18 protein-coding genes and 1 pseudogene are annotated in these 25,936 nt (G+C 70.3%); 17 read left to right on the forward strand and 2 right to left on the reverse strand.

Features of this window, described 5'->3' with window-relative positions; genetic code table 11:
- Nucleotides 1-44 precede the first annotated feature (44 nt).
- Nucleotides 45-2,084, reverse strand: coding sequence for a phosphocholine-specific phospholipase C (locus AA23TX_RS18375; protein WP_155543723.1), 2,040 nt, complete (start codon nt 2,082-2,084; stop codon nt 45-47).
- Between the two features lie 231 nt (nt 2,085-2,315).
- Here AA23TX_RS18375 and AA23TX_RS18380 point away from each other — a divergent pair, with 231 nt between their 5' ends.
- The 16 genes and pseudogenes from AA23TX_RS18380 to mmsB all read left to right on the forward strand — a co-directional run bounded on the left by AA23TX_RS18380 (nt 2,316) and on the right by mmsB (nt 23,137).
- On the forward strand, nt 2,316-2,555 hold the full coding sequence (locus AA23TX_RS18380; RefSeq protein WP_155543724.1) for a hypothetical protein: 240 nt from the start codon (nt 2,316-2,318) through the stop codon (nt 2,553-2,555).
- A gap of 170 nt (nt 2,556-2,725) precedes the next feature.
- Nucleotides 2,726-3,565 (forward strand): annotated as a pseudogene (locus AA23TX_RS18385) (glycoside hydrolase family 16 protein); the annotation flags it as partial.
- Between the two features lie 201 nt (nt 3,566-3,766).
- Complete coding sequence (locus AA23TX_RS18390; protein WP_155543726.1) at nt 3,767-4,687, forward strand: D-alanyl-D-alanine carboxypeptidase family protein; 921 nt, start codon at nt 3,767-3,769, stop codon at nt 4,685-4,687.
- Nucleotides 4,684-5,643: an endonuclease/exonuclease/phosphatase family protein gene (locus AA23TX_RS18395; RefSeq protein ID WP_155543727.1), complete on the forward strand. Its 960-nt coding sequence runs from the start codon at nt 4,684-4,686 to the stop codon at nt 5,641-5,643. The genes AA23TX_RS18390 and AA23TX_RS18395 overlap by 4 nt, the downstream gene beginning before the upstream one ends.
- A gap of 243 nt (nt 5,644-5,886) precedes the next feature.
- On the forward strand, nt 5,887-6,930 hold the full coding sequence (locus AA23TX_RS18400) for a LacI family DNA-binding transcriptional regulator (protein WP_155543728.1): 1,044 nt from the start codon (nt 5,887-5,889) through the stop codon (nt 6,928-6,930).
- 56 nt (nt 6,931-6,986) lie between these two features.
- Nucleotides 6,987-7,988: an ABC transporter substrate-binding protein gene (locus AA23TX_RS18405; protein ID WP_439328760.1), complete on the forward strand. Its 1,002-nt coding sequence runs from the start codon at nt 6,987-6,989 to the stop codon at nt 7,986-7,988.
- Between the two features lie 50 nt (nt 7,989-8,038).
- Nucleotides 8,039-9,541: a sugar ABC transporter ATP-binding protein gene (locus AA23TX_RS18410; RefSeq protein ID WP_196425458.1), complete on the forward strand. Its 1,503-nt coding sequence runs from the start codon at nt 8,039-8,041 to the stop codon at nt 9,539-9,541.
- Nucleotides 9,538-10,584, forward strand: coding sequence for an ABC transporter permease (locus AA23TX_RS18415; protein ID WP_155543730.1), 1,047 nt, complete (start codon nt 9,538-9,540; stop codon nt 10,582-10,584). The genes AA23TX_RS18410 and AA23TX_RS18415 overlap by 4 nt, the downstream gene beginning before the upstream one ends.
- Nucleotides 10,581-11,567 (forward strand): galactofuranose ABC transporter, permease protein YjfF, encoded by a 987-nt coding sequence (gene yjfF, locus AA23TX_RS18420; protein ID WP_155543731.1) that lies wholly within the window; start codon nt 10,581-10,583, stop codon nt 11,565-11,567. Before AA23TX_RS18415 ends, yjfF begins: the two co-directional genes overlap by 4 nt.
- A complete protein-coding gene (locus AA23TX_RS18425; protein ID WP_155543732.1) occupies nt 11,564-15,373 on the forward strand; it encodes a LamG-like jellyroll fold domain-containing protein in 3,810 nt (1,269 codons plus the stop codon). Before yjfF ends, AA23TX_RS18425 begins: the two co-directional genes overlap by 4 nt.
- Before the next feature lie 72 nt (nt 15,374-15,445).
- Nucleotides 15,446-17,074: a ribulokinase gene (gene araB / locus AA23TX_RS18430; protein ID WP_155543733.1), complete on the forward strand. Its 1,629-nt coding sequence runs from the start codon at nt 15,446-15,448 to the stop codon at nt 17,072-17,074.
- A complete protein-coding gene (locus AA23TX_RS18435; protein WP_155543734.1) occupies nt 17,074-17,751 on the forward strand; it encodes an L-ribulose-5-phosphate 4-epimerase in 678 nt (225 codons plus the stop codon). Before araB ends, AA23TX_RS18435 begins: the two co-directional genes overlap by 1 nt.
- A 19-nt stretch (nt 17,752-17,770) precedes the next feature.
- The gene (gene araA / locus AA23TX_RS18440) at nt 17,771-19,279 is read left to right on the forward strand and encodes an L-arabinose isomerase (protein WP_155543735.1); all 1,509 of its coding nucleotides are present in this window, start codon (nt 17,771-17,773) and stop codon (nt 19,277-19,279) included.
- A 17-nt stretch (nt 19,280-19,296) separates the two neighbouring features.
- A complete protein-coding gene (gene chvE / locus AA23TX_RS18445; RefSeq protein WP_155543736.1) occupies nt 19,297-20,403 on the forward strand; it encodes a multiple monosaccharide ABC transporter substrate-binding protein in 1,107 nt (368 codons plus the stop codon).
- Entirely contained in the window at nt 20,400-21,920 is a 1,521-nt protein-coding gene (mmsA, locus tag AA23TX_RS18450) for a multiple monosaccharide ABC transporter ATP-binding protein (protein WP_155543737.1), read from the forward strand. The genes chvE and mmsA overlap by 4 nt, the downstream gene beginning before the upstream one ends.
- Nucleotides 21,917-23,137: a multiple monosaccharide ABC transporter permease gene (gene mmsB / locus AA23TX_RS18455; RefSeq protein ID WP_155543738.1), complete on the forward strand. Its 1,221-nt coding sequence runs from the start codon at nt 21,917-21,919 to the stop codon at nt 23,135-23,137. Before mmsA ends, mmsB begins: the two co-directional genes overlap by 4 nt.
- 289 nt (nt 23,138-23,426) lie before the next feature.
- Here the strand turns inward: mmsB and AA23TX_RS18460 are convergent, their stop codons facing one another.
- Nucleotides 23,427-24,866 carry a DUF1996 domain-containing protein gene (locus AA23TX_RS18460; protein WP_155543739.1) on the reverse strand — a complete coding sequence of 480 codons (1,440 nt, stop codon included), beginning with the start codon at nt 24,864-24,866 and terminating at the stop codon, nt 23,427-23,429.
- Nucleotides 24,867-25,107: 241 nt separating this feature from the next.
- Here AA23TX_RS18460 and AA23TX_RS18465 point away from each other — a divergent pair, with 241 nt between their 5' ends.
- Nucleotides 25,108-25,932 carry a substrate-binding domain-containing protein gene (locus AA23TX_RS18465; protein ID WP_155543740.1) on the forward strand — a complete coding sequence of 275 codons (825 nt, stop codon included), beginning with the start codon at nt 25,108-25,110 and terminating at the stop codon, nt 25,930-25,932.
- Nucleotides 25,933-25,936: the final 4 nt, after the last annotated feature.

Below are 25,936 nucleotides of genomic sequence, written 5' to 3' on the forward strand. Positions count from 1 at the left end.
TGACGCACGTCAATGAGCTGAACAACCGTCATGGATGTGAACGGTCAGCCGGTGATGCTCGGCGCGCCGGTCTCGAGGTGCCCGCTGAACCGGCGGAGGAACTTCGGGTCGGCGTCGAGCGTCGCTGACAGGTCGTACCAGCCGGACCCGTAGGCGACCGGGTTCCAGTCGTCCGTCAGGGTCTGCCCGCCCGCCAGCGAGTACGTCCACGGGCCGTCCGTGCGGTAGTGGTTGGCCGTGATGGTGAGCTTGACCGCCGACGTTCCGCTGTTGCGCATGGTCAGCCGCAGCTTGTTCTCGGTCGTGTAGCCGCCGAGGACGTCGACACCCGCGCCCGCGCTGTTCGCGTCTCCGGCCAGGACCCAGCGGAACCGGTTGGGCCCGTGGACCGCGACGCCGTACTTGCCGCCGCCGTAGAGCTGGATCCGCCAGGTGTCGCTGACCTGCGCCCCCGGCGCGACGTCGTAGGGCCACGGGCCGTCGGTCTGGCCGTCGTTGCGGTACGCCATCAGCTGCACGACCGCGGTGCCCTGGTTGGCGAACGTCGTGGTGAGGATCTGGTGGTCCGCGCTCAGCGACGTCGTCACCAGCGGCCGGTAGGGGAGCGCGCGGGCCGGGCGGGTCCCCGCCTCCTGCACCGGGACCTGCTGCTTCCCGGTCGCGGGCGGGGCCGGCTTGGGCAGCTTCTTCTGGGTGTCGTCGGCCTGCTTGCGCAGCGCCGCGGTGTCGGGCAGCAGCGGGATCCGGGTGTCCGGCGTACCGAAGTCGAAGCACGTCATCAGGTCGCCGCACAGCGCGCGGCGCCAGGCGCTGATGTTCGGCTCGGCGACGCCGGTCCAGCGTTCGAGGAACCGGATCACCGAGGTGTGGTCGGTGACCTCGGAGCTGACCCACCCGCCGCGGCTCCACGGCGAGATCACCGTCATCGGCACCCTCGCGCCGAGTCCGATCGGCTTGCCGCCGACGTACTCGCCCGCGGTTCCCGGCGGCGCGATCGGCGGGGCGACGTGGTCGAAGAAGCCGTCGTTCTCGTCGTAGTTGATGAGGACGACCGTGGACTCCCAGAGTTTCGGGTTGGCCCACAAGGCGTTCAGCACGGTCTGGGTGTACGCGGCGCCGTCGACCGGGCGGGCTTCGGGGTGCTCGCAGTAGCCGTAGGGTGCCACGACCCACGACACGCGGGGGAGCGAGCCGCTCGCGCAGTCGGCTTTGAACTCCGCGAGGACGTGGTCGACGTCCTTGCCCTGTCCCGAATCCGGGCCCCAGGTCTTGAACACACTGGCCCGTTTGGACAAGTCGGAGTTGTAGTCCTGGTGGTAGGCCTTGAAGAGCCACAGCGGGTTGTCGCCGTAGTCGCCGACGAAGGAGCCGCCCGCGTCGCCGACCTCCTTGTTGGCGTACACCTTCCACGAAACCCCGTTCCGTTGCAGGCGTTCCGGGTAGGTCGTCCAGCTGAAGACCGGCTTGTAGTCGGCGGGGTTGTAGTTCGCCGGGCCGCCGCCGTGGGCGTCGGCGTCGATGGTGCCGGTGAACAGGTAGAGCCGGTTGGGCGTGGTCGGGCCCTGCACCGAGCAGAAGTAGTGGTCGCACACCGTGAACGCGTCCGCGAGCGCCCGGTGGAACGGGATGTCGCCGTCGGTGAAGTACCCCATGGTCATCTCGCCCTTGGCGGCGACCCACGCGTTGTTGGCGCCGCCGGCGATCGCCTGGTGCTGGTCGGCCCAGCCGTGCCCGAGGTCGCCGAGGTCCTGACCGTCCACTTTGGTCGTGTCCACCCGGAACGGCAGCAGGTACTTGCCATCACCGCGGCCGGAATCGGGCTGGTGGAAGACGTCCTGGCCGTTCGGCAGCACGATCGCCGACCGGTCGCCGTACCCGCGGACGCCCTTCATCGTGCCGTAGTAGTGGTCGAACGAGCGGTTTTCCTGCATGAGGACGACGACGTGCTCGACGTCGGACAGGCTGCCGGAGACGCGGGGCTCGGCGAGCGCCTCGGCCATGCCGGGCGGCAGGGCGCCGAGGGCGCCGGCGGCGGCGACCCCGCCGAGGAAGCTGCGGCGGGTGAGCTCGTGCGGGTCGGCCATCACGGGAGCCTCCAGGGTGACCACGGCAGGGCTGCGCCAGCGTAGGTGATCGAAGCTGTTCGTAAACACCGACGTTCGGACGGAATCATGCAGAAAGAAGTTCACGATCTGTTCGATCGGCGGGCAGGCCGCGTGACACTTTCCGGTGACCCGGAGGTGAACCCGTGCCGGACGGGGAATCTCTCCGGGCACAAGCCCCTGGCCCACAGGGGATTCCGGGAGGAGAGCACCATGAAGACCCGTATCGCCGCCCTCGCGGCCGCGCTCGCCCTCGCTTCGGCCGTCGCCACGGCGGCCCCCGCGTCGGCCGACCCGGTCCCCGGCAACGCCAACCAGTTCTACGCCTACTGCGCGGTCGACCTGCTGGGCGTTCCGCTGGGGTGCACCGAGACCGACGCGGCGCACGCGTCGCACATCTGCCAGTACGTCGCGACCGGCGTGGGGCTGGGCCTGGACTGCATCCAGCGCTGACGTTGCCCGAAAGTACCCGGTGGTCCGGACCATCGGGTACCGTCGGAAAATCCCCGACCGGTTATCCTTGTTCTTCGCCAGGCACCCGTTCATACTTTGTTGTGTTCGACAACAAATAGGGCGCCGGTGAGCCGCCAGCCGTCGCCCGCGGAACGGAAGGGGCGACGACGATGTCGACCAGGAACTCCGCCCGATGGCGGCGGACCGCCCGCCTGCTGGCGGTGCCCGCGACCCTGCTCGTCGCCGGGACCGTGGTGACCGCACCGCAGAGCCAGGCCGCGCCGGCTCAGACCTTCGCGAGCTTCACCGACGACTTCGACGGCCCGGCGGGCAGCGGCGTCGACGGCTCGAAGTGGGGTCACGAGACCGGTGACAACGTGAACAACCACGAGCGGCAGTGGTACACCGACGGCACCGCCAACGCGGCGCTCGACGGCCAAGGTCACCTCGTGATCACCGCGAAGAAGGAGAACAGCGGGAACAACTGCTGGTACGGCGCGTGCGAGTACACCTCGGCGCGGCTCAACACCTCCGGCAAGTTCACCGCGTCGTCCGGGCACGTCGAGGCTCGGATGAAGCTGCCCCGCGGGCAGGGCATGTGGCCCGCGTTCTGGATGCTCGGTTCGGACATCGGCAGCGTCGGCTGGCCGCAGTGCGGCGAGATCGACGTCATGGAGAACGTCGGGTTCGAGCCGAACACCGTGCACGGCACCATTCACGGCCCGGGCTACTCGGGCTCCGCCGGCATCGGCGCGCCCTACAGCGGGCCGAACTTCTCCGACGACTTCCACACCTACGCGGTCGACTGGTCGCAGGACAAGATCGTATGGTCGGTCGACGGCAACGCCTACCAGACCCGCACGCCGGCCGACGTCGGCGGCAACCAGTGGGTGTTCAACCACGACTTCTTCGTGATCTTGAACCTCGCGGTCGGCGGCTACTGGCCCGGTGACCCCGACGGCAGCACCCAGTTCCCGCAGCAGCTCGTGGTCGACTACGTCCACGTGAGCTGAGGGGATCAGACCAGCGGGACCGGCTTCCCTTCACGCGCGGTGCGAGGGGGGCCGGTCCCGCGCCACGTCCCGGCTCTGTCACAGAACCGGGACATTTCTGGTTCAGACCTGTCGAAGAACCCCGACGGCCCGGCGATCTTCCCCGGACACAGTGACGTCAGAGCGCTCACGAAGCGCCCCGGCACCCGGAGGAGACCCATGGCCAGAACCCGCATCCCACCCGTCGTCGGCGGCTTGGCCGCCGCTGCGGCGGTGGCGCTCGCCGCGGCCTGCTGGGTCCTCTTCCCGCCCTCGGTCGACGGCCGCGCGAGCGCCGCCCGGCCCGTCGTCGACCTCGCACTGCCGTGGCCGGACGGTGGGCAGGCCAGTGCCGAGGTCCAGGGGCTGGGCTCGCTGGGCAGCCGCGGGGACCAGCGGCCGGTGCCGATCGCCAGCGTCACCAAGGTCATGACCGCGTACGTCGTGCTCAAGGGTCACCCGCTCGCCCCGGGGGAAGCGGGCCCGATGATCACCGTCGACGAGCAGGCGGACGCCGAGTCGACCTCCCGCGAAGAGTCGACCGTGACCTTGCGGGCCGGGCGGCAGGTCAGTGAGCGCGACCTGCTGGCGCTGATGCTCGTCCCGTCCGGCAACAACGCCGCCCGGCTGCTCGCCCGCTGGGACGCCGGCAGCCAAGAGGACTTCGTCGCGAAGATGAACCGCGAGGCCGCGGCGCTCGGCATGGCCGACACGACCTACACCGGCGCCAGCGGGGTCGAGGACTCGACCACGAGCACCGCCACCGACCAGCTGCGCCTGGCCCGCGAAGTGATGCGCAACGCCGTGATCCGCGAGATCGTCGCCACGACGAGCCTGCGCGTCGACGGCGTGCCCGGTGTCGTCAACACGAACACCCTCCTCGGCCGGGACGGCGTGATCGGGCTGAAGACCGGTTCGTCGACCGCCGCCGGCGGGGCGCTGATGTGGGCGGCGAAGGGACCGGGCGGCAAGCTCATCCTCGGCGTCGTCCTGCACCAGAACCCGGGCGGGAGCCCGGCGCAGGGACTGAGCGCCGCGCTCGAGAACAGCCGGACGCTGATCGCTGCCATCCAGCCCGAACTGCCGGCGGCCACGCGATGACCGCGACCCTCGAACCGGAGAAGACCGTGCCGGACCGCGGGACCTGGCGTCGCGGCCGGGTGATCGCGGTGTTCTCCGCGCTGACGGCGCTGCTGCTGCTCGCGCACTCGCTGGTGCCCAACTGGGTGGGCAACGCCGGCAGCCTGCTGGAGACCTTCCTGCCCTGGACGGGACTGCTCGTGCTGCCGCTGCTCGTGGCCGCGCTGCTCCGGCGGTCGGCGCTGGCACTCGTGTCGCTGCTGCTGCCGGCGCTGGTCTGGGGCGGCTCGTTCGGCGGCAGGCTGTTCGACCGGACGGAAGCCGGCGGGGACCTGACGATCGTCTCGCACAACGTCAACGACGAGAACCCGGACCCGGCCGGCACCGCGCGCGCACTGGCGGCCTCGGGGGCGCAGGTGATCGCGTTGGAGGAGCTGAAGAAGTCCGAGATCCCGAAGTACGAGGACGCGCTCGCGGGCCGCTATCCGCACCACTCGGTGCAGGGGACGGTCGGCGTCTGGAGCACGTTCCCCCTCCGCGACACCCGGCCGGTGGCGATCATGCCGTGGACGCGCGCGCTGCGGACCACTGTGGACACTCCGAAGGGTCCGGTGGCGGTCTTCGTCGCGCACCTGCCGTCGGTGCGGGTCCGGCTCGACTCGGGCTTCACGGCGAACGGGCGCGACGAGGCGATCGGCCTGCTCGCCGACGCGGTGGCGGGGGAGCCGTCGCCGCGCACGGTCCTGGTCGGCGACTTCAACGGCACGGCCGACGACCGGGCGCTGGCGCCCATCACCGCGCGGATGCAGTCCGCGCAGGACGAAGCCGGGGACGGCTTCGGGTTCAGCTGGCCGGCCGGGCTGCCGATGGCGCGGATCGACCAGGTCTTCGTGACGGGCGTTCGGCCGGTGGCGTCGTGGACGTTGCCCGCGACCGGCAGCGACCACCTCCCGGTCGCGGCGTCGCTGGCCCTGTGACGCCGCTTCCGGACCCGCGAACATGCGCCCTGAACACCGCGGGCGCCGGCACCCGGTGATTAACAAACAACCTTTCCCGCAGGTCCAGCGGTGAAGCCACGAACGACAGCCCTTCCGACGCACGTGACGAGACCGTTACGCACCCCGGTCTTGACCGCGTCGGTGTTATCGCTAACACTGACTCCTCGCCGCCACCCGAACGGGTGACGGGCACCACGTCGAAGCGGACGAAAGGGGACGCCGGTGGCTGAACGACCCCGCTCCGGCGGCCCCGTCAGGGTGACTGCCGCCGGTACGCGGCAGCCCAGCCTGACCGACGTCGCGGGCGTGGCGGGCGTGTCCCACATGACTGTCTCCCGGGTCATCAACGGGACCGGTCCGGTGCGCCCCGAAACCCGCGCCCGGGTGCTCGCCGCCATCGAAGAACTGGGCTACCGCCCGAACTCCGCGGCCCGCGCGCTCGTCACCGGACGCACCGGCACGCTCGGCGTCGTCGCGCTCGAGTCCAATCTCTACGGTCCGGCCAGCACGCTCTACGGCATCGAGAACGCCGCCCGCGAAGCCGGGTACGCGATCACGATCTCCAGTGTCAGCCGGCCGGGCCGGTCGTCGATCGCCGACGCGGTGGAGAACCTCCGCCGCCAGGCGGTCGAAGGCATCATCGTCATCGCCCCGCACGTCACCGCGGGCCGCGCCCTGGAAGCCGCGCCCGCGGACTTCCCGGTCGTCGCCGTCGGGGGCGGGGAGACCGCGCCGGTCCCGGTGATCTCCGTCGACCAGCGCGACGGCGCCCGCCGGGCCACCGAGCACCTGCTCGCCCTCGGGCACCGCACCGTCTGGCACGTCGCCGGCCCCGAGGACTGGCTCGAGGCGCGTGACCGCGAGCTCGGCTGGCGGGAGACGCTGGAACGCCACGGCGTGGACGTGCCGCAGGTGATCCGGGGTGACTGGAGCTCGCGCTCCGGCTACGAGGCGGGGCGATCCCTCGCCAAGGAAGGTGCCCTCGACGCCGTCTTCGCCGGCAACGACCAGATGGCGCTCGGCCTGCTCCGCGCGTTCGCCGAGGCCGGCGTCTCGGTACCGCGGGACGTGCGCGTCGCGGGCTTCGACGACGTGCCCGAGGCGGCGTACTTCACGCCGCCGCTGACCACGGTGCGCCAGGACTTCATCGAAGTCGGCCGGCGCACGTTCGGCCTGCTCACCCAGCGGATGGACGGGGGCGACAGGCACGCGCGCGCCCTGGTCGTGCCCGAGTTGATCGTCCGCGAAAGCACCGGGCCGCGTTAGCGCCGTACGCGCGCCCGCCCAGATAAGACCAGCTCCGTGTGTTAACGCTAACAAAAATGATCACCGTCGATCGAGGAGTGAACGTGCTGAAGAAGCGATGGGCCGCCGCGGCGGCCGCGGCAGCGGGACTCGTGCTGCTCACCGCCTGCGGGAGTGGTGGTTCCTCCGGCAGCTCCGGCGGGGCGATCACACTCGGGTTCGCCCAGGTGGGCGCCGAGAGCGGGTGGCGGACGGCCAACACCAAGTCGATCCAGGACTCGGCGAAGACCGCCGGCATCGAGCTGAAGTTCTCCGACGCGCAGCAGAAGCAGGAGAACCAGATCTCCGCGATCCGCTCCTACATCCAGCAGAAGGTCAAGGTCATCGCCTTCTCGCCGGTGGTGGAGTCCGGCTGGGACACTGTCCTCAAGGAGGCGAAGACGGCCAACATCCCGGTCATCCTCACCGACCGGGCGATCGACTCGCCGGACAAGACGCTCTACAAGACCTTCCTCGGCTCGGACTTCATCGCCGAGGGCAAGAAGGCGGGGGAGTGGCTGACCAAGGAGTACGGCAGCGCCACCGGCCAGGTCAACATCGTCGAGCTGCAGGGCACCACCGGCTCGGCGCCGGCGAACGACCGCAAGAAGGGCTTCGCGGACGTCATCGCGGCGGACCCGAAGTACAAGATCGTCGCCTCGCAGACCGGTGAGTTCACCCGCGCCAAGGGCAAGGAGGTCATGGAGGCCTTCCTGAAGTCCCAGCCCAAGATCGACGTCCTCTACGCGCACAACGACGACATGGCGCTCGGCGCCATCGAGGCGATCGAAGCCGCGGGCAAGGTCCCGGGCAAGGACATCAAGATCGTCTCGGTCGACGGCGTGAAGGACGCGCTGACCGCGCTGGCCGACGGCAAGATCAACCACGTCGTCGAGTGCAACCCGCTGCTCGGCCCGCAGCTGATGGACCTGGTGAAGAAGGTCGCCGCCGGCGAGTCGGTGCCCGAGCGCATCGAGACGCAGGAGACCGAGTTCGACCAGGCGTCGGCGAAGGCCGCCCTGCCGCAGCGCCAGTACTGACCCGACCCCCGCGTCCACCCCGGAGCACGCAAATGCCTGAACCGCAGCCCATGGTGCGGATGAGCGGTATCCGCAAGGAGTTCCCCGGCGTCCTCGCGTTGGACGACGTCGCCTTCCGGATGTTCCCCGGCGAGGTCCACGCCCTGATGGGCGAGAACGGCGCCGGGAAGTCCACCCTCATCAAGGTGCTGACCGGCGTGTACGGGGTGGACGCGGGCACGATCGAGCTGAACGGCGAGCAGGTCGCCTTCAGCGGGCCCGGCGAGGCCCAGCGGGCCGGCGTCAGCACGGTCTACCAGGAGGTCAACCTCTGCCCGAACCTGTCCGTGGCGGAGAACGTCTGCCTCGGGCGCGAACCCCGTCGCTTCGGCCGCATCCAGTGGGGCCCGATGCGGCGGCGGGCCGAGGAGCTCCTCGCCCGGCTGGACGTCCACGTGGACGTCTCGGCCGAGCTGAGCACCTGCTCGATCGCCGTCCAGCAGCTGGTCGCGATCGCCCGCGCCCTCGACGTCGACGCGCGGGTGCTGGTGCTCGACGAGCCGACGTCCAGTTTGGACACGGGTGAGGTCGAGCAGCTGCTGAAGGTCGTGCGGTCCCTGCGCGAGCAGGGCCTGGCGATCCTGTTCGTCTCCCACTTCATCGACCAGGTCTTCGCCGTCGCCGACCGGATGACCGTGCTGCGCAACGGAAAGCTGATCGGCGAGTACCGCACGGCGGACATCACGCCCGTCGACCTGGTCACCAAGATGATCGGCAAGGAGCTGCGGGTCCTCGAAACGCTCGAGGAGTCCGGCCCCACCCGGGCCGAGGTCGCCGGCGCGCCGGTGCTCCTGTCCGCCGAGGACCTCGGCCGCAAGGGCGGCGTCGAGCCGTTCAGCCTCGACATCCACGCCGGCGAGGTCGTCGGGCTGGCCGGGCTCCTGGGTTCGGGGCGCACCGAACTGGCCCGGCTGCTCTTCGGCGCCGACCACGCCGACAGCGGGTCCGTGAAGATCGACGGCAGCGCCGCTTCCCTGCGGACCCCGCGCGCCGGGCTCGACCACCGGATCGCGTTCCTCTCGGAGAACCGCAAGTCCGAGGGGCTCGTCGAGGAGCTGACCGTCCGGGAGAACATCGTCCTCGCGCTGCAGGCGTCGCGGGGCTGGGCGCGGCCGCTGTCGCGCCGGCGCCAGGACGAGATCGCGCAGAAGTACATCAAGACGCTCGACATCCGCCCGGCCGATCCGGAAGCGCTGGTCGGCAACCTCTCCGGCGGCAACCAGCAGAAGGTCCTGCTGGCCCGCTGGCTCATCACCGAGCCGCGGCTGCTCATCCTCGACGAGCCGACCCGCGGCATCGACATCGGCGCCAAGACCGAGATCCAGCGGCTGGTCACCCAGCTTTCGGCCGACGGGATGGCCGTCGTGTACATCTCCGCCGAGCTGGAGGAGGTGCTCCGGCTGAGCCACCGCGTCGTGGTGCTGCGCGACCGGAAAGTGGTGGCGCAACGGGAAAACCAGGGGCTCACCGCGGACGACGTCATGGCCACGATGGCCGAGGGGGTGCAGGCATGACCGGCTTGACGAAGAAGCGGCTCTTCTGGCCCGTGGTGGCGTTGCTGGCGCTGCTGCTGGGCGACCTCATCGCGAGCCCATCGTTCTTCTCGATCGAACTGCGCGACGGTCACCTCTACGGGAACCTCGTCGACATCCTGAAGAACGGCGCCCCGCTGATCCTCATCGCGATCGGCATGACGCTGGTGATCGCCACCCGCGGCATCGACCTCTCGGTCGGCGCGGTCGTCGCGATCAGCGGCTCGCTCGCCTGCCTGTGGATCGCCGACCACCCCGACGGCATCGGCGCGACGCTCGTCGCGGTCGGGCTGGCGCTGGGCCTGTCGCTGGTGCTCGGGGTGTGGAACGGCTGGCTCGTCGCTCAGCTGGGCATCCAGCCGATCATCGCGACGCTCATCCTCATGGTCGCCGGGCGGGGGATCGCGCAGCTGATCTCCGGCGGCCAGATCATCACGATCAATTCCGCTCCGTACGAATGGATCGGCAGCGGGTTCGTGCTGACCCTGCCGAGCGCGATCCTCATCGCCCTGGCCGTGTTCGTGCTCGCGTCGCTGCTGGTCCGCCGCTCGGCCCTCGGGCTGCTGGTCGAGGCCGTCGGCGGCAACCCCGAGGCCAGCCGGCTGGCCGGGCTCCGGTCGGCGCGGCTGACCTGGCTCGTCTACGTCTTCTGCGCGCTGTGCGCGGGTATCGCCGGGCTGATGATCAGCGCGAACGTGCACAGCGCGGACGCCAACCACGCCGGGCTGTTCATCGAGCTGGACGCGATCCTCGCGGTCGTCGTCGGCGGCACGCAGCTGACCGGCGGCCGGTTCTCGGTGGGCGGCGCGGTGATCGGCGCGCTGCTCATCCAGACGCTGACCACCACCGTCTACGCCCTCGGCATCCCGCCCGAGGCGATCATGCTGTTCAAGGCCGTGGTCGTGCTGGCGGTGTGCCTGCTGCAGTCGCCCGCGTTCCGCCGCAAGCTCCGGCGCCGCCGGACACCCCCGGCCGGGCAGCCGGCCCCCACGTCCGCTCCCGAGAAGGTCGAGGTCACGGCATGACCACCCTGGACCGCATCCGCGGGTACCGGCCGCGGCAACGGCACCTGCCGATCCTCGCGACGATGGCGTTGCTCATCGGGGCGTACATCTTCGGCGCGTCGAGCTACGACGCGTTCGGGTCCGGGCAGGTTGTGCTCGACCTGTTCATCAACAACGCCTTCCTGCTCGTGGTCGCCGTCGGGATGACTTTCGTGATCCTCACCGGCGGCATCGACCTGTCCGTCGGGTCGGTCGTCGCACTGTCCACGGTGATCTCCGGCGACCTGATGCAGAAGCACGGCTGGTCCGCCTACGCCGCGATCGCGGTGGTGCTGGTGGTCGGCGCGCTGCTCGGCGCCGGGATGGGCGCGCTCATCCACTTCTTCGAGATCCAGCCGTTCATCGCGACGCTGATCGGGATGTTCTTCGCGCGCGGGCTCTGCTACACGATCAGCACCGAGGCGTACTCGATCGACAACGCGACGATCGCCACCCTGGCCCAGACGCAGATCCCGCTCGGCGGCGAGCTGCACATCTCGATCAGCGTGGTGGCCGCCCTGGTCGTCGTCGCGATCGCGGTGTACGTGCTGGCCTTCACGCGGTTCGGGCGCACGGTCTACTCGATCGGCGGCAACGCGCAGTCGGCGATGCTGATGGGCCTCAAGACCGGCCGCACGAAGATCGCGGTGTACACGATCAGCGGGTTCTGCTCGGCCCTCGGCGGGCTGCTTCTGGTGCTGTACAAGTCTTCGGGCGACCCGCTCAACGGCGTCGGCCTCGAGCTGACCGCGATCGCCGCGGTGGTCATCGGCGGCACCATCCTCACCGGTGGCTCCGGCTACGTGCTGGGCACGGTGCTCGGGATCATGGTGCTGGGCATCATCCAGACGCTGATCACCTTCGACGGCACCCTCAACTCCTGGTGGACCTCGATCATCACCGGGGCGCTGCTCTTCGTCTTCATCGTCCTGCAGCGCCTCGTGACCCGGGGGAGCCACCGATGAACCCCGCTTTCCGGCGCGTCCTGGCCGTGCTCGCGGCCCTGACCCTGTTCGCCGCCTTGCCCGTCACGGCCGCCGCGGCCGACCCGGACCCGGCGCTCGCCGGGCACTGGACGTTCGACGAAGGCAGCGGCACGACCGCCGCCGACACCGCGGGCGACCACCCCGCCACCCTGAACTCAGGGGCGGGCTGGGGCCCAGGCATCCGCGGCGGCGCCGTGACGACCGACGGTACGAGCGGGTTCGCCGATGCCGGCGCGCCCGTGCTGGACACGACGAAGAGCTTCTCCGTCAGCAGCTGGGTCAAGCTCGACAAGACGTCGGGCTTCCAGACGTTCGTCAGCATCGACGGCACCCAGGTCAGCACCTTCTTCCTGCAGTTCCGCGACGACTCGCGCCGGTTCGCCTTCACCCGCCTCGCCGGGGACGCCCCGGCCGACGGCGTTGTCGCGGGCGCGAACTTCGACCCGGTCGCGGGCCAGTGGTACCAGCTCACCGGGGTGTTCGACGCGGCGATGTCAACGCTGTCGTTGTACGTGGACGGCACCCGGCAGGCCACGGTGGCCGCGCCCGCCGGCTGGGCCGGCACCGGCCACCTGGTGATCGGCCGCGGCAAGTACGGCGGCAACCCGGTGGACTACGTGGACGGCACGATCGACGACGTCCGCGCCTACCGCGGCGTGCTGACCCCGGCCGACGCCGCCCGGCTGGCCATCGCCGGGCACTGGGCCCTCGACGAAGGCACCGGCACCACCGCGGCCGACGACTCCCTCGACGCGCGCACCGCCACCCTGACCGGCGGCGCGACCTGGGGCGACGGCGTCGTCGGCCCGCACGGCGTCACGCTGAACGGCACCGACGCGGCGATCGACGCCCCGGCCCCGGTCGTCGACACCGCGCAGAGCTTCTCGGTGTCCGCGTGGGTCAAGCCGACGGCGGCCACCGGCTTCCGGACCGCCGTGAGCGTCGACGGCTCGACGATCAGCGGCTTCTACCTCCAGCGCGCGGCCGACGGCCGGTTCGCGTTCACGCGCCGGGCGGCCGACGGCGACACGGCGTTGTCCGCGGCCGTCTCGACGCTGCCCGCGCAGGCCGACCAGTGGCAGCACGTCGCCGGCGTCTACAACCGCGCCGCCGGCACGCTTTCCCTGTACGTCAACGGAACCCTGCAGCAGAGCGTTCCGTTCACGACGCCGTGGACCGCGGGCGGGCACCTGGTCATCGGGCGCGGCAAGTGGGCCGGCAGCCCGGCCGACTGGTTCGCCGGAGGAGTGGACGACGTCCGCGCCTACCCGACGCCGCTGACCGCGTCCGCCGTCGCCGCGCTGGCGGCGAGCGGGTCGTGGCACTTCGACGAAGGCGCGGGCACGGTCGCGCGTGACTCTTCGGCCAACGCGGCCGACGGCACCCTGCGCGGCGCCACCTGGACCGCGGGCGCGGCGGGCAAGGCCGTCCAGCTCGACGGCAAGTCCACTGTGGACATGGGCGCCTCGCCCGCGTTCGACACCGGCACCGGCTCGCTCTCCCTGGCCGCGTGGTTCCGCACGAGTGCGGACGGCACCCTTGTCGACCACGGCGACGGCTACGCGCTCGGCGTGACCGGCGGCAAGCTCACCGCGCGGATCGGCACCGTCCAGGTGACGACCACCGGGGGTGGACTCGCCGACGGCAGCTGGCACCACGCCGCCGTCGTCCTCGACCGCGCGTCACAGCGGCTCACCGTCTACGCCGACGGCGACGCGGCCGCGGTCACCAGCACCTGCGGCACCCCCACCGGCACCACCCTCGACGTCTCCGCCTGCCCGGCGTCCGGGACCAGCACCGCGGCCTTCACCGTCGGTGCCGGGTTCACGGGCGCGATCGACGAGGTCGAGCTGCGCCGCTTCCCGCTGTCCGCGGCCCAGATCGGCACTCTCGCCGGGGCCAACCAGCTGGCCGTGGACGCCAACGTCGTCCGCGCCAACACCCGCCCGACGACCTACGGCTCGATCCTCGAGGACATCAGCCACTCCGTCGAAGGCGGGCTCTACGCCGAACTGGTCCGCAACCGCACCTTCAAGGAGGCCTACCAGCGCGGCAGCGGCGCGGGCGACACGCCCGTCCCGTACTGGTCGCCGCTCACCTCGGCCGGCGCGTCCGGCACCTACGCGATCGACACCGCGACCCCGCTGAACACCGCGCTCGACCGGTCGCTGAAGCTGCACGCCGACGCGGTCCCGGCCGGTGGGCGCGTGGCGGCCGCCAACGTCGGCTACTACGGCGTCGCGGCGAAACCGGCCACGAAGTACACCGGCAGCTTCTTCGCCCGCGGAACCTGGACCGGCGCCGTCCGTGTCAGCCTGGAGAAGCCGGACGGCACCGTGCTGGCGAGCAAGGACGTCCAGCCGGTCGGCGCGAGCTGGGCGCAGCAGACGTTCAGCTTCACCACGCCGTCGACGATCACGACGTCCACCGACAACCGGGTCGTCGTCTCGCTGGTCAACAAGGGGAAGAAGACACTCGCCGGGGACGCCTGGTTCCAGCAGGTGTCGCTGTTCCCGCCGACGTTCAAGAACCACGGCGTCCGCCTCGACCTCGGGCAGAAGCTCGCCGCGATGAAGCTCGGCCTGTTCCGCGTCCCGGGCGGCAACTTCCTCGAGGGCAACACGCTCGACACGCGGTTCGCGTGGAAGAACACCATCGGCAAGCCGGAAGAACGGCCCGGCCACCAGAACACCGCGTGGGGCTACTGGTCCACCGACGGCTTCGGCATCCTCGACTACCTCGAGCTGTCCGAGGACATCGGCGCCCAGCCGCTCTTGGCCCTGTTCGCCGGTTACACCTTGAACGGCCAGCACGTCAGCCAGGCCGACTACCCGCAGTACGTCCAGGAAGCGCTCGACGAGATCGAGTACGCCATCGGCGACGCCTCCACGACGTGGGGCGCGAAGCGGGTCGCCGACGGGCATCCGGCGGCGTTCGACCTGCACTACGTCGAGGTCGGCAACGAGGACTGGTTCGACGGCTCGGGCAGCTACGCCTGGCGCTTCACCGACATGTTCAACGCCATCAAGGCGAAGTACCCCCAGCTGACCGTCATCGCCACCACCGGCGGCCTGCAGGGCGGGGCCGCGTCGAACACGTCGACCGGGGTGCGCCCGGACGCCGCGGACGACCACTACTACCAGTCGCCGCAGTGGTTCACCGACAACTCGACCCGGTACGACACGGCGGACCGCAGCGGCCCGGACATCCTCGTCGGCGAGTACGGCGCCCAGGACGGCCGGCCCACCGGCACCCTGGCCGCCGCCATCGGCGAGGCCGCGTTCCTCACCGGGCTCGAACGCAACAGCGACGTCGTCATCGGCTCGATGTACGCGCCGGTGCTGGTCCAGGAGAACCAGTCCAGCTGGCCGGTCAACCTGATCGGCTTCGACGCCGGGAGCAGCTACGGCTCACCGTCGTACTGGGTGCAGCAGATGTTCTCCAGCACGCTCGGCAAGCAGATCGTGACCAGCCGCCTGAACCAGGGCAGCCCGCTGCGTCAGGTGGTGAACGTGACCACCAAGGCAGGAAGGAAGACGTTCACGGTCAAGCTCGTCAACCCGACCGGCCAGGTGCAGACCGCGCGGCTCGCGCTCACCGGTGTCACCGCCGTCGACGGCACCGGGACGCTCACCACGCTCACCGGCGACCCGGCGGGGCGCAACAGCCTCGCCGCGCCGGCCGCCATCGTGCCGCAGACCAGGGAGATCACCGGGCTGGCGGCGACGTCGAAGCTGACGTTGCCCGCGAACTCCGTGACGACCCTGGTCCTGACCGGCCGCTAGAACTCCGGGGCGCGGCGCGCAGACCGCCGCCCGCGCCGCGCCCCGGTCACCAAACAGGAGGGAGAGGACACCGTGGCAGAACCACTCACCGTCGGCGTCGACTTCGGCACGCTGTCGGGCCGCGCGGTGGTCGTGCGGGTCCGTGACGGGGCCGAGCTCTGCTCCGCGGTTTTCGAGTACCCGCACGGGGTGCTCGACGAGACGCTGCCCGCGACCGGCCGCGCACTGCCGCCGGACTGGGCGCTGCAGGTGCCCGCGGACTACGTCGGGGTCCTCCGCAACGCCGTACCGGCGGCGCTGCGGGACGCGGGCGCCGACCCGGCCGACGTCGTCGGCATCGCCACCGACTTCACGGCGTGCACCATGGTCCCGACGACCGCCGACGGCACGCCGCTGTGCGAGCTGCCCGAGTTCGAAGCCGAGCCGCACGCCTACGTCAAGCTCTGGAAGCACCACTCGGCCCAGCCACAGGCCGTCCGCATCAACGACCTGGCCCGCGCCCGCGGCGAGAAGTGGCTGCCGCGCTACGGCGGGCTGATCTCCTCGGAGTGGGAGTTCGCCAAGGGACTCGAGCTGTTCGAAGAGGCCCCGGCCGTCTACGCGGCGATGCGGCACTGGGTCGAGGCGGCCGACTGGATCGTCTGGCAGCTGACCGGGACGTACGTCCGCAACGCGTGCACGGCCGGGTACAAGGGCATCCTGCAGGACGGCCAGTACCCGAGCCGCGACTTCCTCCGCGAGCTTTCGCCGGGCTTCGAGTCCTTCGTGGCCGACAAGCTGGAACACCCCTTGGGGCAGCTGGGTTCGCGCGCGGGCGGCCTGACCGCGGAGGCGGCCGGGTGGACCGGGCTGCCGGAAGGCATCGCGGTCGCCGTCGGCAACGTCGACGCGCACGTGACCGCGCCCGCCGCGAACGCCGTGGAGCCCGGGCAGATGGTCGCGATCATGGGCACCTCGACGTGCCACGTGATGAACGGCGCCGAGCTGCGCGAGGTCCCCGGCATGTGCGGGGTCGTCGACGGCGGCATCGTGACCGGGCTGTGGGGCTACGAAGCCGGGCAGAGCGGCGTCGGCGACATCTTCGGCTGGTTCGCCGACCACTTCGCCCGGGACGGGCACGAGCAGCTGACCCGGTTGGCCGCCCGGCAGGAGATCGGCGAGCACGGGCTCGTCGCGCTGGACTGGCACAGCGGCAACCGCTCGGTGCTCGTCGACCACGAGCTGTCCGGCGTCATCGTCGGGCAGACCCTGGCGACCCGCCCCGAGGACGTCTACCGCGCACTGCTGGAGGCCACGGCGTTCGGCACCCGCAAGATCGTCGAGACGTTCGGCGAGGCCGGCGTGCCGGTCACCGAGCTGATCATCGCGGGCGGGCTCGTGAAGAACGCGCTGCTGATGCAGATCTACGCCGACGTCACGAACCTCCCGCTGTCGGTCATCGGCTCCGAGCAGGGACCCGCGCTCGGGTCGGCCATCCACGCGGCCGTCGCCGCCGGGGCCCACCCGGACGTCCGCGCCGCCGCCGCGGCGATGGGCTCGGTCCGGCGCGCGGTGTTCCAGCCGGTGCCGGCCCACGTCGCCGCCTACGACGAGCTGTACGCCGAGTACACGACGCTGCACGACTACTTCGGCCGCGGCGGCAACGATGTCATGCACCGCCTCGCCGCGCGCCGCCGCGAAGTCGCGAAAGGACGGTCCTGATGTCGTTGACCGACGAAATCCTCGGCACCGTCGGGGAACTGCGGGAGACCGTGGCGAACCTGCACGGCGAGCTGACCCGCAACGCGCTGGTCATCTGGACCGCGGGCAACGTCTCGGCCCGGGTCCCCGGGCGCGAGCTGATGGTGATCAAGCCGTCCGGGGTGTCCTACGACGACCTGTCCGCCGACACCATGGTCGTCACCGACCTCCACGGTGAGCTGGTCCACGGCGAGCTGGCGCCGTCTTCGGACACCGCCGCGCACGCCTACGTCTACCGGCACATGCCCGAGATCGGCGGCGTCGTGCACACCCACTCGACGTACGCCACGGCGTGGGCCGCCCGCGGCGAGCCCATCCCGTGCGTGCTCACGATGATCGCCGACGAGTTCGGCGGAGACATCCCGGTCGGGCCGTTCGCCCTGATCGGCGACGACTCCATCGGCCGCGGCATCGTCGAGACGCTGCGCACGAGCCGCTCCAAGGCCGTGCTGATGCGCAACCACGGCCCGTTCACCGTCGGCCGCACGGCGCGGGACGCGGTCAAGGCCGCGGTGATGGTCGAGGACGTCGCCCGCACCGTGCACAAGGCCTTCGAGCTCGGCACGCCCGAACCCCTCCCACCCGAGGACGTCGACCGGCTCTACGCCCGGTACCAGAACGTCTACGGCCAGCACTGAACCGCTTCCAGGAGAAACGATGACCCGCGCGTCGAAACCCCAGCTCTGGTTCCTCACCGGGAGCCAGGCCCTCTACGGCGAGGAGACCCTCGAGCAGGTCGCCGGCCAGTCCCTGCGCATCCAGCAGCTCCTGGCCGCCGCCGGCGGGCTCCCGGCCGAGATCGTCGGCAAGCCGGTGCTGACCGAAGCCTCGTCGATCCGGCGGGTCCTGCAGGAAGCGAACGCCGACGCCGCCTGCGTCGGCGTCATCGCGTGGATGCACACCTTCTCGCCCGCGAAGATGTGGATCACCGGGCTGGACGCGCTGCGCAAGCCGCTGCTGCACCTGCACACCCAGCTCAACGAAGCCCTGCCGTGGTCCACCATCGACATGGACTTCATGAACCTCAACCAGGCCGCGCACGGCGACCGCGAGTTCGGGTTCATCCAGACCCGACTGGGCGTGCCGCGCAAGACGGTCGCCGGGCACGTCTCCGACCCGGTCGTCGTCGCGCGGATCGACGCGTGGGCGCGCGCCGCCATCGGTGCCGACCACCTGCGCAACCTCCGGCTGGCCCGGTTCGGCGACAACATGCGCGACGTCGCCGTCACCGAGGGGGACAAGGTCGAAGCCGAGCTGCGGTTCGGCGTCTCGGTCAACACCTACGGCGTCAACGACCTCGTCGAGCTGGTCGACTCGGTGTCCGAAAAGGACACGGTGGACCCGCTCGTGGCGCGGTACGCCGAGGATTACAACGTTGTCGCGGACCTGGCGGCCGGGGGAGCGCGGCACGACTCGCTGCGGTACGCGGCCCGGATCGAAGCCGGGATGCGGAAGTTCCTGACCGACGGCGGGTTCGGCGCGTTCACCACGAACTTCGAGGACCTCGGCGGCCTGCGCCAGCTGCCCGGGCTCGCCGTCCAGCGGCTGATGGCCGACGGCTACGGCTTCGGCGGCGAGGGCGACTGGAAGACCTCCGCGCTCCTCGCCGCGGTCAAGGCGATGGGCGTCGGTGTCGGCTGGGGCACCTCGTTCATGGAGGACTACACCTACCACTTCGGGCCGGGCACGCCGAAGATCCTCGGCGCGCACATGCTGGAGGTCTGCCCGAGCATCGCCGCCGCGAAGCCGTCCTGCGAGATCCACCCGCTGGGCATCGGCGGCCGCGAAGACCCGGTCCGGCTCGTGTTCGACGCCCAGCCGGGCCCCGGTGTCACCCTCGGCCTGGTCGACCTCGGCGACCGGTTCCGGCTCGTCGCCAACGAGATCGAGGTCGTCGTACCCGACGAGCCGCTGCCCAACCTGCCGGTCGCGCGGGCGGTGTGGGAGCCGGCGCCGTCGCTGTCGACGTCGGCCGAGTCGTGGATCACCGCGGGCGGCCCGCACCACACCGTGCTCACCCAGGCCGTGGGCACCGAAACCCTTCGCGACTTCGCGAACCTGCTCGGCGTCGAGCTGCTGGTGATCGACAAGGACACCACGCCGCACGGCTTCGCCGACCGCATCCGCTGGAACCAGGCGTACCACCGCCTCGCCCAGGGCTTCTGAGAAAGGAAGAAGGAACAATGAAGTTCACCAGAACACTCGCGGGGATCGCCGCCGCGGGACTCGTGCTGACGCTGTCCGCGTGCGGCTCGAGCCAGAAAACCGCCGACCAGACGGCGGCACCCGGCGCCGCGAGCGCGGCCGGCGCGCTGGTCGGCGTCACCATGCCGACGAAGTCGTCGGAACGCTGGATCCACGACGGCGACAACATCAAGTCGGCGCTGGAGAAGCTCGGCTACAAGGTCGACCTGCAGTACGCCGAGAACGACATCCCGACCCAGGTGAACCAGATCGAGAACCAGATCACCAAGGGCGCCAAGCTCCTGGTCATCGCCTCGATCGACGGCACCGCCATCACCACCCAGCTGCAGGAAGCGGCGGACAAGAAGATCCCGGTCATCGCCTACGACCGGCTGATCCGCAACTCGCCGAACGTCGACTACTACGCCACCTTCGACAACTTCAAGGTCGGCGTCGAGCAGGCGAACTCGCTGGTCAAGGGCCTGGGCAACGGGCCGGGACCGTTCAACATCGAGCTGTTCGCCGGCTCGCCGGACGACAACAACGCCACGTTCTTCTTCAACGGCGCGATGTCCGTCCTCAAGCCGCTGATGGACAGCGGCAAGCTGGTCGTCAAGAGCGGGCAGACCGACTTCGCCCGCGCGGCCATCCTGCGCTGGGACCCGGCCACCGCGCAGCGGCGCATGGAGGACCTGCTCACCAAGACCTACACCGGTGGTGCGAAGGTCGCGGGCGTGCTTTCGCCGTACGACGGCCTGTCGATCGGCATCCTGTCGGCGCTGAAGAGCAACGGCTACGGCACCGCCGGCCAGCCGTACGCCATCGTCACCGGGCAGGACGCCGAGGTCGCGTCGGTCAAGTCCATCATCGCCGGTGAGCAGTACTCGACGATCTTCAAGGACACCCGCATCCTCGCCGACACCACGGTGAAGATGGCCGACGCGGTGCTCAAGGGCGCCAAGCCCGAGGTCAACAACACCACCGACTACGACAACGGCAAGAAGGTCGTCCCGTCCTTCCTGCTGCAGCCGGTCACCGTGGACAAGGCCAACTACCAGAAGGAGCTCGTCGACTCCGGCTACTACACGGCAGGTCAGCTGAAATGACCGAACTGCTCGGCATGCGCGGGATCACCAAGACCTTCCCCGGGGTCAAGGCGCTGTCGGACGTCACGCTTTCCGTGAACAGCGGCGAGATCCACGCGATCTGCGGGGAGAACGGCGCCGGGAAGTCCACCTTGATGAAGGTGCTTTCCGGCGTCTACCCGCACGGGACGTACGACGGCGAGATCCACTTCGACGGGCAGCGGTGTGAGTTCGGTTCGGTGCGCGACAGCGAGCGGCACGGGATCGTCATCATCCACCAGGAGCTCGCGCTGTGCGGGCAGCTCTCGATAGCCGAGAACATCTTCCTCGGCAACGAACGCGGCAAGCGGGGCTGGGTCGACTGGAACCGCACGAACCACGAGGCCGGCGCGCTGCTCAAGCGCGTCGGCCTCGCCGAAAACCCGGTGACGCCGGTGCAGGAGCTCGGCGTCGGCAAGCAGCAGCTGGTCGAGATCGCCAAGGCGCTGTCCAAGGAGGTCCGGCTGCTGATCCTCGACGAGCCCACCGCGGCGCTCAACGACGAGGATTCGGCCCACCTGCTGGAGCTGCTGCGCGGGCTGCGCCAGGACGGCGTGACCTGCGTGATCATCTCGCACAAGCTCGGCGAGGTGACGGCGATCGCCGACACCGTCACCATCCTGCGGGACGGCCGCACCATCGAGACGCTGGAAGCGGCCGGGCTGACGGAAGAGCGGATCATCACCGGGATGGTCGGCCGCGACCTCGAGCACCGGTTCCCGCCCCGGGAGCCGGACATCGGCGAAGAGGTGCTGCGGATCGAGGACTGGACCGTGCACAGCCCCACCCAGGCCGGGCGGGTCGTCGTCGACAACGCGTCGCTTTCGCTGCGGCGCGGGGAGATCGTCGGACTGGCCGGGCTGATGGGCGCGGGCCGCACCGAGCTGGCGATGAGCGTGTTCGGCCGGTCCTACGGCAAGGACATCTCCGGGAAGATCCTCAAGCACGGCGAGGAGATCGACGTCCGGTCGGTGCGCGACGCCGTCCGCCACGGCATCGCCTACGCCACCGAGGACCGGAAGCGCTACGGGCTCAACCTGATCGAGGACATCCAGCGCAACGTGTCCGCGGCCGGGCTGGGCAAGCTGGCGAAGCGCGGCTGGGTCAACGAGCACGCCGAGCACGACACGGCCGTCGGGTTCCGCCGGAACCTGTCGATCAAGGCGCCGTCCGTGCGCAGCGTGACCGGGAAGCTCTCCGGCGGCAACCAGCAGAAGGTCGTGCTGGCCAAGTGGATCTTCACCGACCCGGACGTGCTGATCCTCGACGAGCCGACCCGCGGCATCGACGTCGGCGCGAAGTTCGAGATCTACACGATCATCAACGAGCTGGCCGCGCAGGGGAAGGCCGTGCTGGTCATCTCCTCCGAGCTGCCGGAGCTGCTCGGGCTCTGCGACCGGATCTACGCGCTGTCGGCGGGGCGGATCACCGGCGAGGCGACCCGCGAACAAGCCACCCAGGAACTGCTGATGCAGTACATGACGAAGGAACGGGAATGACCACGACCGAAGCGCGGCCCGCCGCGCCCGCGGCCGAGCGCTCCAAGCGGAGGATCTCGATCAACCCGCGCCAGAGCGGCATCTACGTCGCGTTCGCGCTGATCGTGGTGCTGTTCGAGGTGCTCACCGGCGGCGCGCTGCTCGAACCGCAGAACATCTCCAACATCATCGTGCAGAACAGCTACGTGCTGATCCTCGCGATCGGGATGATCCTGGTGATCATCTCCGGGCACATCGACCTGTCCGCCGGCTCGGTCGTCGCGATGACCGGCGCGGTGTCGGCGGTGCTGATGGTGAACTGGCACCTGCCGTGGTTCCTGGCGGTGCTGATCACCCTCGTCGTCGGCGCGGCGATCGGGGCCTGGCAGGGGTACTGGGTCGCCTACTTCGGGATCCCGGCGTTCATCGTGACGCTGGCCGGGATGCTCGCGTTCCGCGCGCTGACCCTGACGGTGCTGGGCAACCAGGGCATCGGGCCGTTCCCGGACGCGATCCGCACGCTGTCGAACGGCTTCACCGACGGCTACCTGGGCAACATCGGCCTCGGGCCGCTCGGCGGCGCGGACCTGGTGTCCCTGCTGGCGGGCGTCGTCGCGGTGGCCGGGATCGCGTTCACCCAGTGGCGCAAGCGCTCGGCGCGGCTGGGCTACGGCCAGGACGTCGACCCGTTCCCGGTGTTCGTGCTCAAGATCGTCGGGATCGCGGTGCTGGTGCTCGCGCTGGTGGTGCAGCTGGCGCGGTTCAAGAACCTGCCGTGGGTGCTGATCCTGCTGGCGGTGCTGGTGCTCGGCTACTCGCTGGTGGCGGGCAAGTCGGTGTTCGGCAGGCACATCTACGCCGTGGGCGGCAACCTGCAGGCCGCGACGCTTTCGGGTGTCAAGGTCAAGTCGGTGACGTTCTGGATCTTCGTCAACATGGGCGTCCTGGCGGCGCTGGCCGGGATCATCTTCGCGGGCCGGCTGAACCAGGCGGGCCCGACGGCCGGCGTGAACTTCGAGCTGGACGCGATCGCGGCGGCGTTCATCGGCGGCGCGGCGGTCCAGGGCGGCGTCGGCAAGGTGGTCGGCGCGATCACCGGCGGGTTGATCATGGCGGTGATCAACAACGGGATGTCCCTGATCGGCGCACCGAGCGAGCGGGTGATGCTGGTGAAGGGCGTGGTGCTGCTGGCAGCGGTGGCGTACGACATCTGGACGAAGCGCCGCGCGGCTTCCTGACCCGGGGTGTTTCGAAGGGGGCCTTTCCCGAGTACGGGGAAGGCCCCTTTCGCTTGGCTTCGTTCACCGTGATGCCTCCCCAATCACACGCGATGCCTCCCCAATCACGCGAGATCCGCGGTCGATCACCCCGGCAGCGGCTTCGCCGGTGCGCGAAAGGGCATCGCGGGTGATCGAGCGGGCATCACGCGTGATCAGAGGGGCATCAAGCGTGACTGGAGGGGCATCACACGTGATTGAGGGGACGACACGAAGGGCCGCGCCGGGGACCCGGCGCGGCCCTTCGTGGTCACTGGCGGCAGTTCTTGCCGGTGTTGATGCAGTTCACCGCCTGGTTCATCAGCCGCTGGCCCATGACGTTCGCGAAGTCGTCGTGGTCCGAGCGCGGGTTGTGCTTCTCCTGGGCGAAGGCGTCCACTTTGTACTGTCCCTTGACCTGGATGTCGTGCGGGATGTCGTAGACCAGCTTGATCACCAGCTGCGGCACGTTCTTGAAGCCCTGCGGGCACTTGCCCTGCTGGTCGGCGAAGACGATGTGCGTGCGGTGGTTGGTGCTGTCGATGTTCTTGCCGTCCCAGCAGTTCGGGAAGGCGTGGATGCGCTCCACCTTGCTGTTCTGCGGGCAGATCGGGTAGTGGTCGGTGAGCCGGTCCTCGAAGCCGGTGCAGGTCCAGCTGGGCCGGGCGTTGGCCGGGCCGTTGGTGCTCTGCTTGGCGTCGCCGTAGAGGATGCGGAGGAACTGCGGCATGGCGACGACCTTGCTCGCGCCGCCGCTGGTGAACGTGATCGTCGCCGACTGGACGCGCTGGATCTCGCCGTCGTTGTCGCCGACCTCGTTCTTGTCGTTGACGCCCGGCAGTTCCGCCGGCTGGCCGGTGCTGTTCTGGCCGCCGTTGTCGAGGCCGCCCTGGCCGTTCTGCTTGAGCACGCACGCCGCGAGGCCGCCGAGGTTCGTCGGCTTCGCCGCCCGGCGGCCGATCGCGATGGCGATCCGGTCGATCGTCGCCGCGCGCTTGTCCTTCAGCGGCCCGACGACGGCGTTCTGGATGTCCTGCGGGGTCTTCAGGTCGCCGTTCGCGATCCGCGCGTTCGCCTCGTCGATCTGCTTGTCGAGCAGGTCGAGGTTGCGGTTCACCTCGTCCATGGCCTGGTCGGGGACGTCGGGGAGCTTGCTCGCGACGTCCGGGCAGTCGACCTGGCTGCTCGCCTTGTCGGCCGCGCTGCCGGCGCGGTCGGGCTGCGTGGCGGGCGGGTTCTTGTCCTCGTCACCGGTGTCGATGCGGACGACGGGCCAGAAGTAGGCGGACTTGTCGCCGTTCTTGCACGTCGTTCCGGCCTTGACGAGGCTCTTGTTGTTCGAGTCGGCGTTCGTCGAGAGGTTGCCGACGTAGTCGTGCAGGTGCTGGGCGCCGTTCTTGATGCCGGGCTGGGCGATGAAGTTGTCGGGGTTGAAGTGCTGGTTCTCGTTGCGGCCGCAGTCGACCGTGAACGTGCCGCGCGCGCCTTTCTTCTGCAGCGCCTTGTTCACGTTAACACCGGACGGCACCTTCGCGATGTCGATGAAGAACGACGCGTCGGCGGGATCGGCGCTGGCCTCGCCGGTGCGCCCGGCGGTCGTGGCGACGACGATGCCGCCGACCGCGAGCGCGAGGGCGATACCGCCGGTCGCGATCTTGGTTCGGCGGGAAATGCGATGTCTGCCCGTGGCGGGGGATGTTTTCCGGGGCATGGTCACCTTCTTCGGTTTTTCCGGGCACGACGGGGAAAGCCGCGTGCCCGACGGGGAAGCGCGCGAAACCCGGGGGTGTGGCACCGCGCCGCGGAGATCGGGGACCCGCGTCCGGTGTCACTGGTTCCGGCACTGGCAGGAACGGCCGCGAGAGAGGGCCGGTTCAGCGCGTTATCGTTTCGTTATTTATGGAAAGTGAAGGAAGTTCACGTCTAGTGCTGTGATCGTTAACATCGGTGCCATGACCGAGGACGACGCGGGTCCCAGAGGTCCTTTCGGCACTCGTAGCCGGGGCACGCTCGGCGTGATCGCCACCGGTGCCGCGGCGTCCGGGCCGGCCCTGAACGGTCTGCGCGCCGCCGCGCGTGAGCACGGGTACGTCCTCGTCGTCTTCGGCGTGCCGGGCCGCGGCCGGGCCGCGCTGCCCGCCGCCGTCGCCGGTCTGCTCCTGCAGGGGGTGTCGGGCATCGTGGTGCTCGACCCGCACCTGGCCGCCGAACTGCCCCTGGTCGACGGCGTCCCGCTGGTTCCGGCCGCGTCGGCCGACCAGTCCGCGGGTGCCCGACGGGCCACCGAGCACCTGCTGGAGCTCGGCCACCCGACGGTCTGGCACCTCGGCGGCCCCGAAGACGGCCCGATCGCCCGCGCCCGCGAGCGCGGCTGGCGCGAAACCCTGGAAAACCACGGCGCGGAGGTTCCCCCGGTGGTCCGCGGCGACTGGTCCGCCCGGTCCGGCTACCGCGCCGGCCAGTCCCTGGCGGCCGAACCGGGGGTGGGCGCGGTGTTCTCGGCCAACGACCACATGGCGCTGGGTCTGCTGTCGGCGTTCACGGAGGCGGGCATGCGAGTCCCGCGCGACGCTCACGTGGTCGGTTTCGACGATGTCCCGGAAGCGGCCTACTTCGAACCGCCGTTGACGACGGTCCGCCAGGACTTCGTGGCGGCCGGGCGTCAGACGGTCGCGGCGCTCGCGGCCCGGATCGACGGGGTCGCGACGCCGGTGCGGGAGGCGGTCGAGGCCGAGCTGGTGGTGCGGGAGAGCAGCCGCTGCCTGCGCGCGGGCTGAGCCG

The organism is Amycolatopsis camponoti (assembly GCF_902497555.1).
Lineage (GTDB): Bacteria > Actinomycetota > Actinomycetes > Mycobacteriales > Pseudonocardiaceae > Amycolatopsis > Amycolatopsis camponoti.

What these genes read in the sequence shown, in the direction of transcription:
- chvE (WP_155543736.1), top strand. Translation starts at nt 19,297, where the DNA reads ATGAAGTTCACCAGAACACTCGCGGGGATCGCCGCCGCGGGACTCGTG.
- AA23TX_RS18395 (WP_155543727.1), top strand. Translation starts at nt 4,684, where the DNA reads ATGACCGCGACCCTCGAACCGGAGAAGACCGTGCCGGACCGCGGGACC.
- AA23TX_RS18465 (WP_155543740.1), top strand. Translation starts at nt 25,108, where the DNA reads ATGACCGAGGACGACGCGGGTCCCAGAGGTCCTTTCGGCACTCGTAGC.
- AA23TX_RS18380 (WP_155543724.1), top strand. Translation starts at nt 2,316, where the DNA reads ATGAAGACCCGTATCGCCGCCCTCGCGGCCGCGCTCGCCCTCGCTTCG.
- AA23TX_RS18375 (WP_155543723.1), bottom strand. Translation starts at nt 2,084, where the DNA reads ATGGCCGACCCGCACGAGCTCACCCGCCGCAGCTTCCTCGGCGGGGTC.
- AA23TX_RS18390 (WP_155543726.1), top strand. Translation starts at nt 3,767, where the DNA reads ATGGCCAGAACCCGCATCCCACCCGTCGTCGGCGGCTTGGCCGCCGCT.
- AA23TX_RS18415 (WP_155543730.1), top strand. Translation starts at nt 9,538, where the DNA reads ATGACCGGCTTGACGAAGAAGCGGCTCTTCTGGCCCGTGGTGGCGTTG.
- mmsB (WP_155543738.1), top strand. Translation starts at nt 21,917, where the DNA reads ATGACCACGACCGAAGCGCGGCCCGCCGCGCCCGCGGCCGAGCGCTCC.
- AA23TX_RS18410 (WP_196425458.1), top strand. Translation starts at nt 8,039, where the DNA reads ATGGTGCGGATGAGCGGTATCCGCAAGGAGTTCCCCGGCGTCCTCGCG.
- AA23TX_RS18435 (WP_155543734.1), top strand. Translation starts at nt 17,074, where the DNA reads ATGTCGTTGACCGACGAAATCCTCGGCACCGTCGGGGAACTGCGGGAG.
- mmsA (WP_155543737.1), top strand. Translation starts at nt 20,400, where the DNA reads ATGACCGAACTGCTCGGCATGCGCGGGATCACCAAGACCTTCCCCGGG.
- araA (WP_155543735.1), top strand. Translation starts at nt 17,771, where the DNA reads ATGACCCGCGCGTCGAAACCCCAGCTCTGGTTCCTCACCGGGAGCCAG.
- AA23TX_RS18405 (WP_439328760.1), top strand. Translation starts at nt 6,987, where the DNA reads ATGATCACCGTCGATCGAGGAGTGAACGTGCTGAAGAAGCGATGGGCC.
- AA23TX_RS18425 (WP_155543732.1), top strand. Translation starts at nt 11,564, where the DNA reads ATGAACCCCGCTTTCCGGCGCGTCCTGGCCGTGCTCGCGGCCCTGACC.
- yjfF (WP_155543731.1), top strand. Translation starts at nt 10,581, where the DNA reads ATGACCACCCTGGACCGCATCCGCGGGTACCGGCCGCGGCAACGGCAC.
- AA23TX_RS18460 (WP_155543739.1), bottom strand. Translation starts at nt 24,866, where the DNA reads ATGCCCCGGAAAACATCCCCCGCCACGGGCAGACATCGCATTTCCCGC.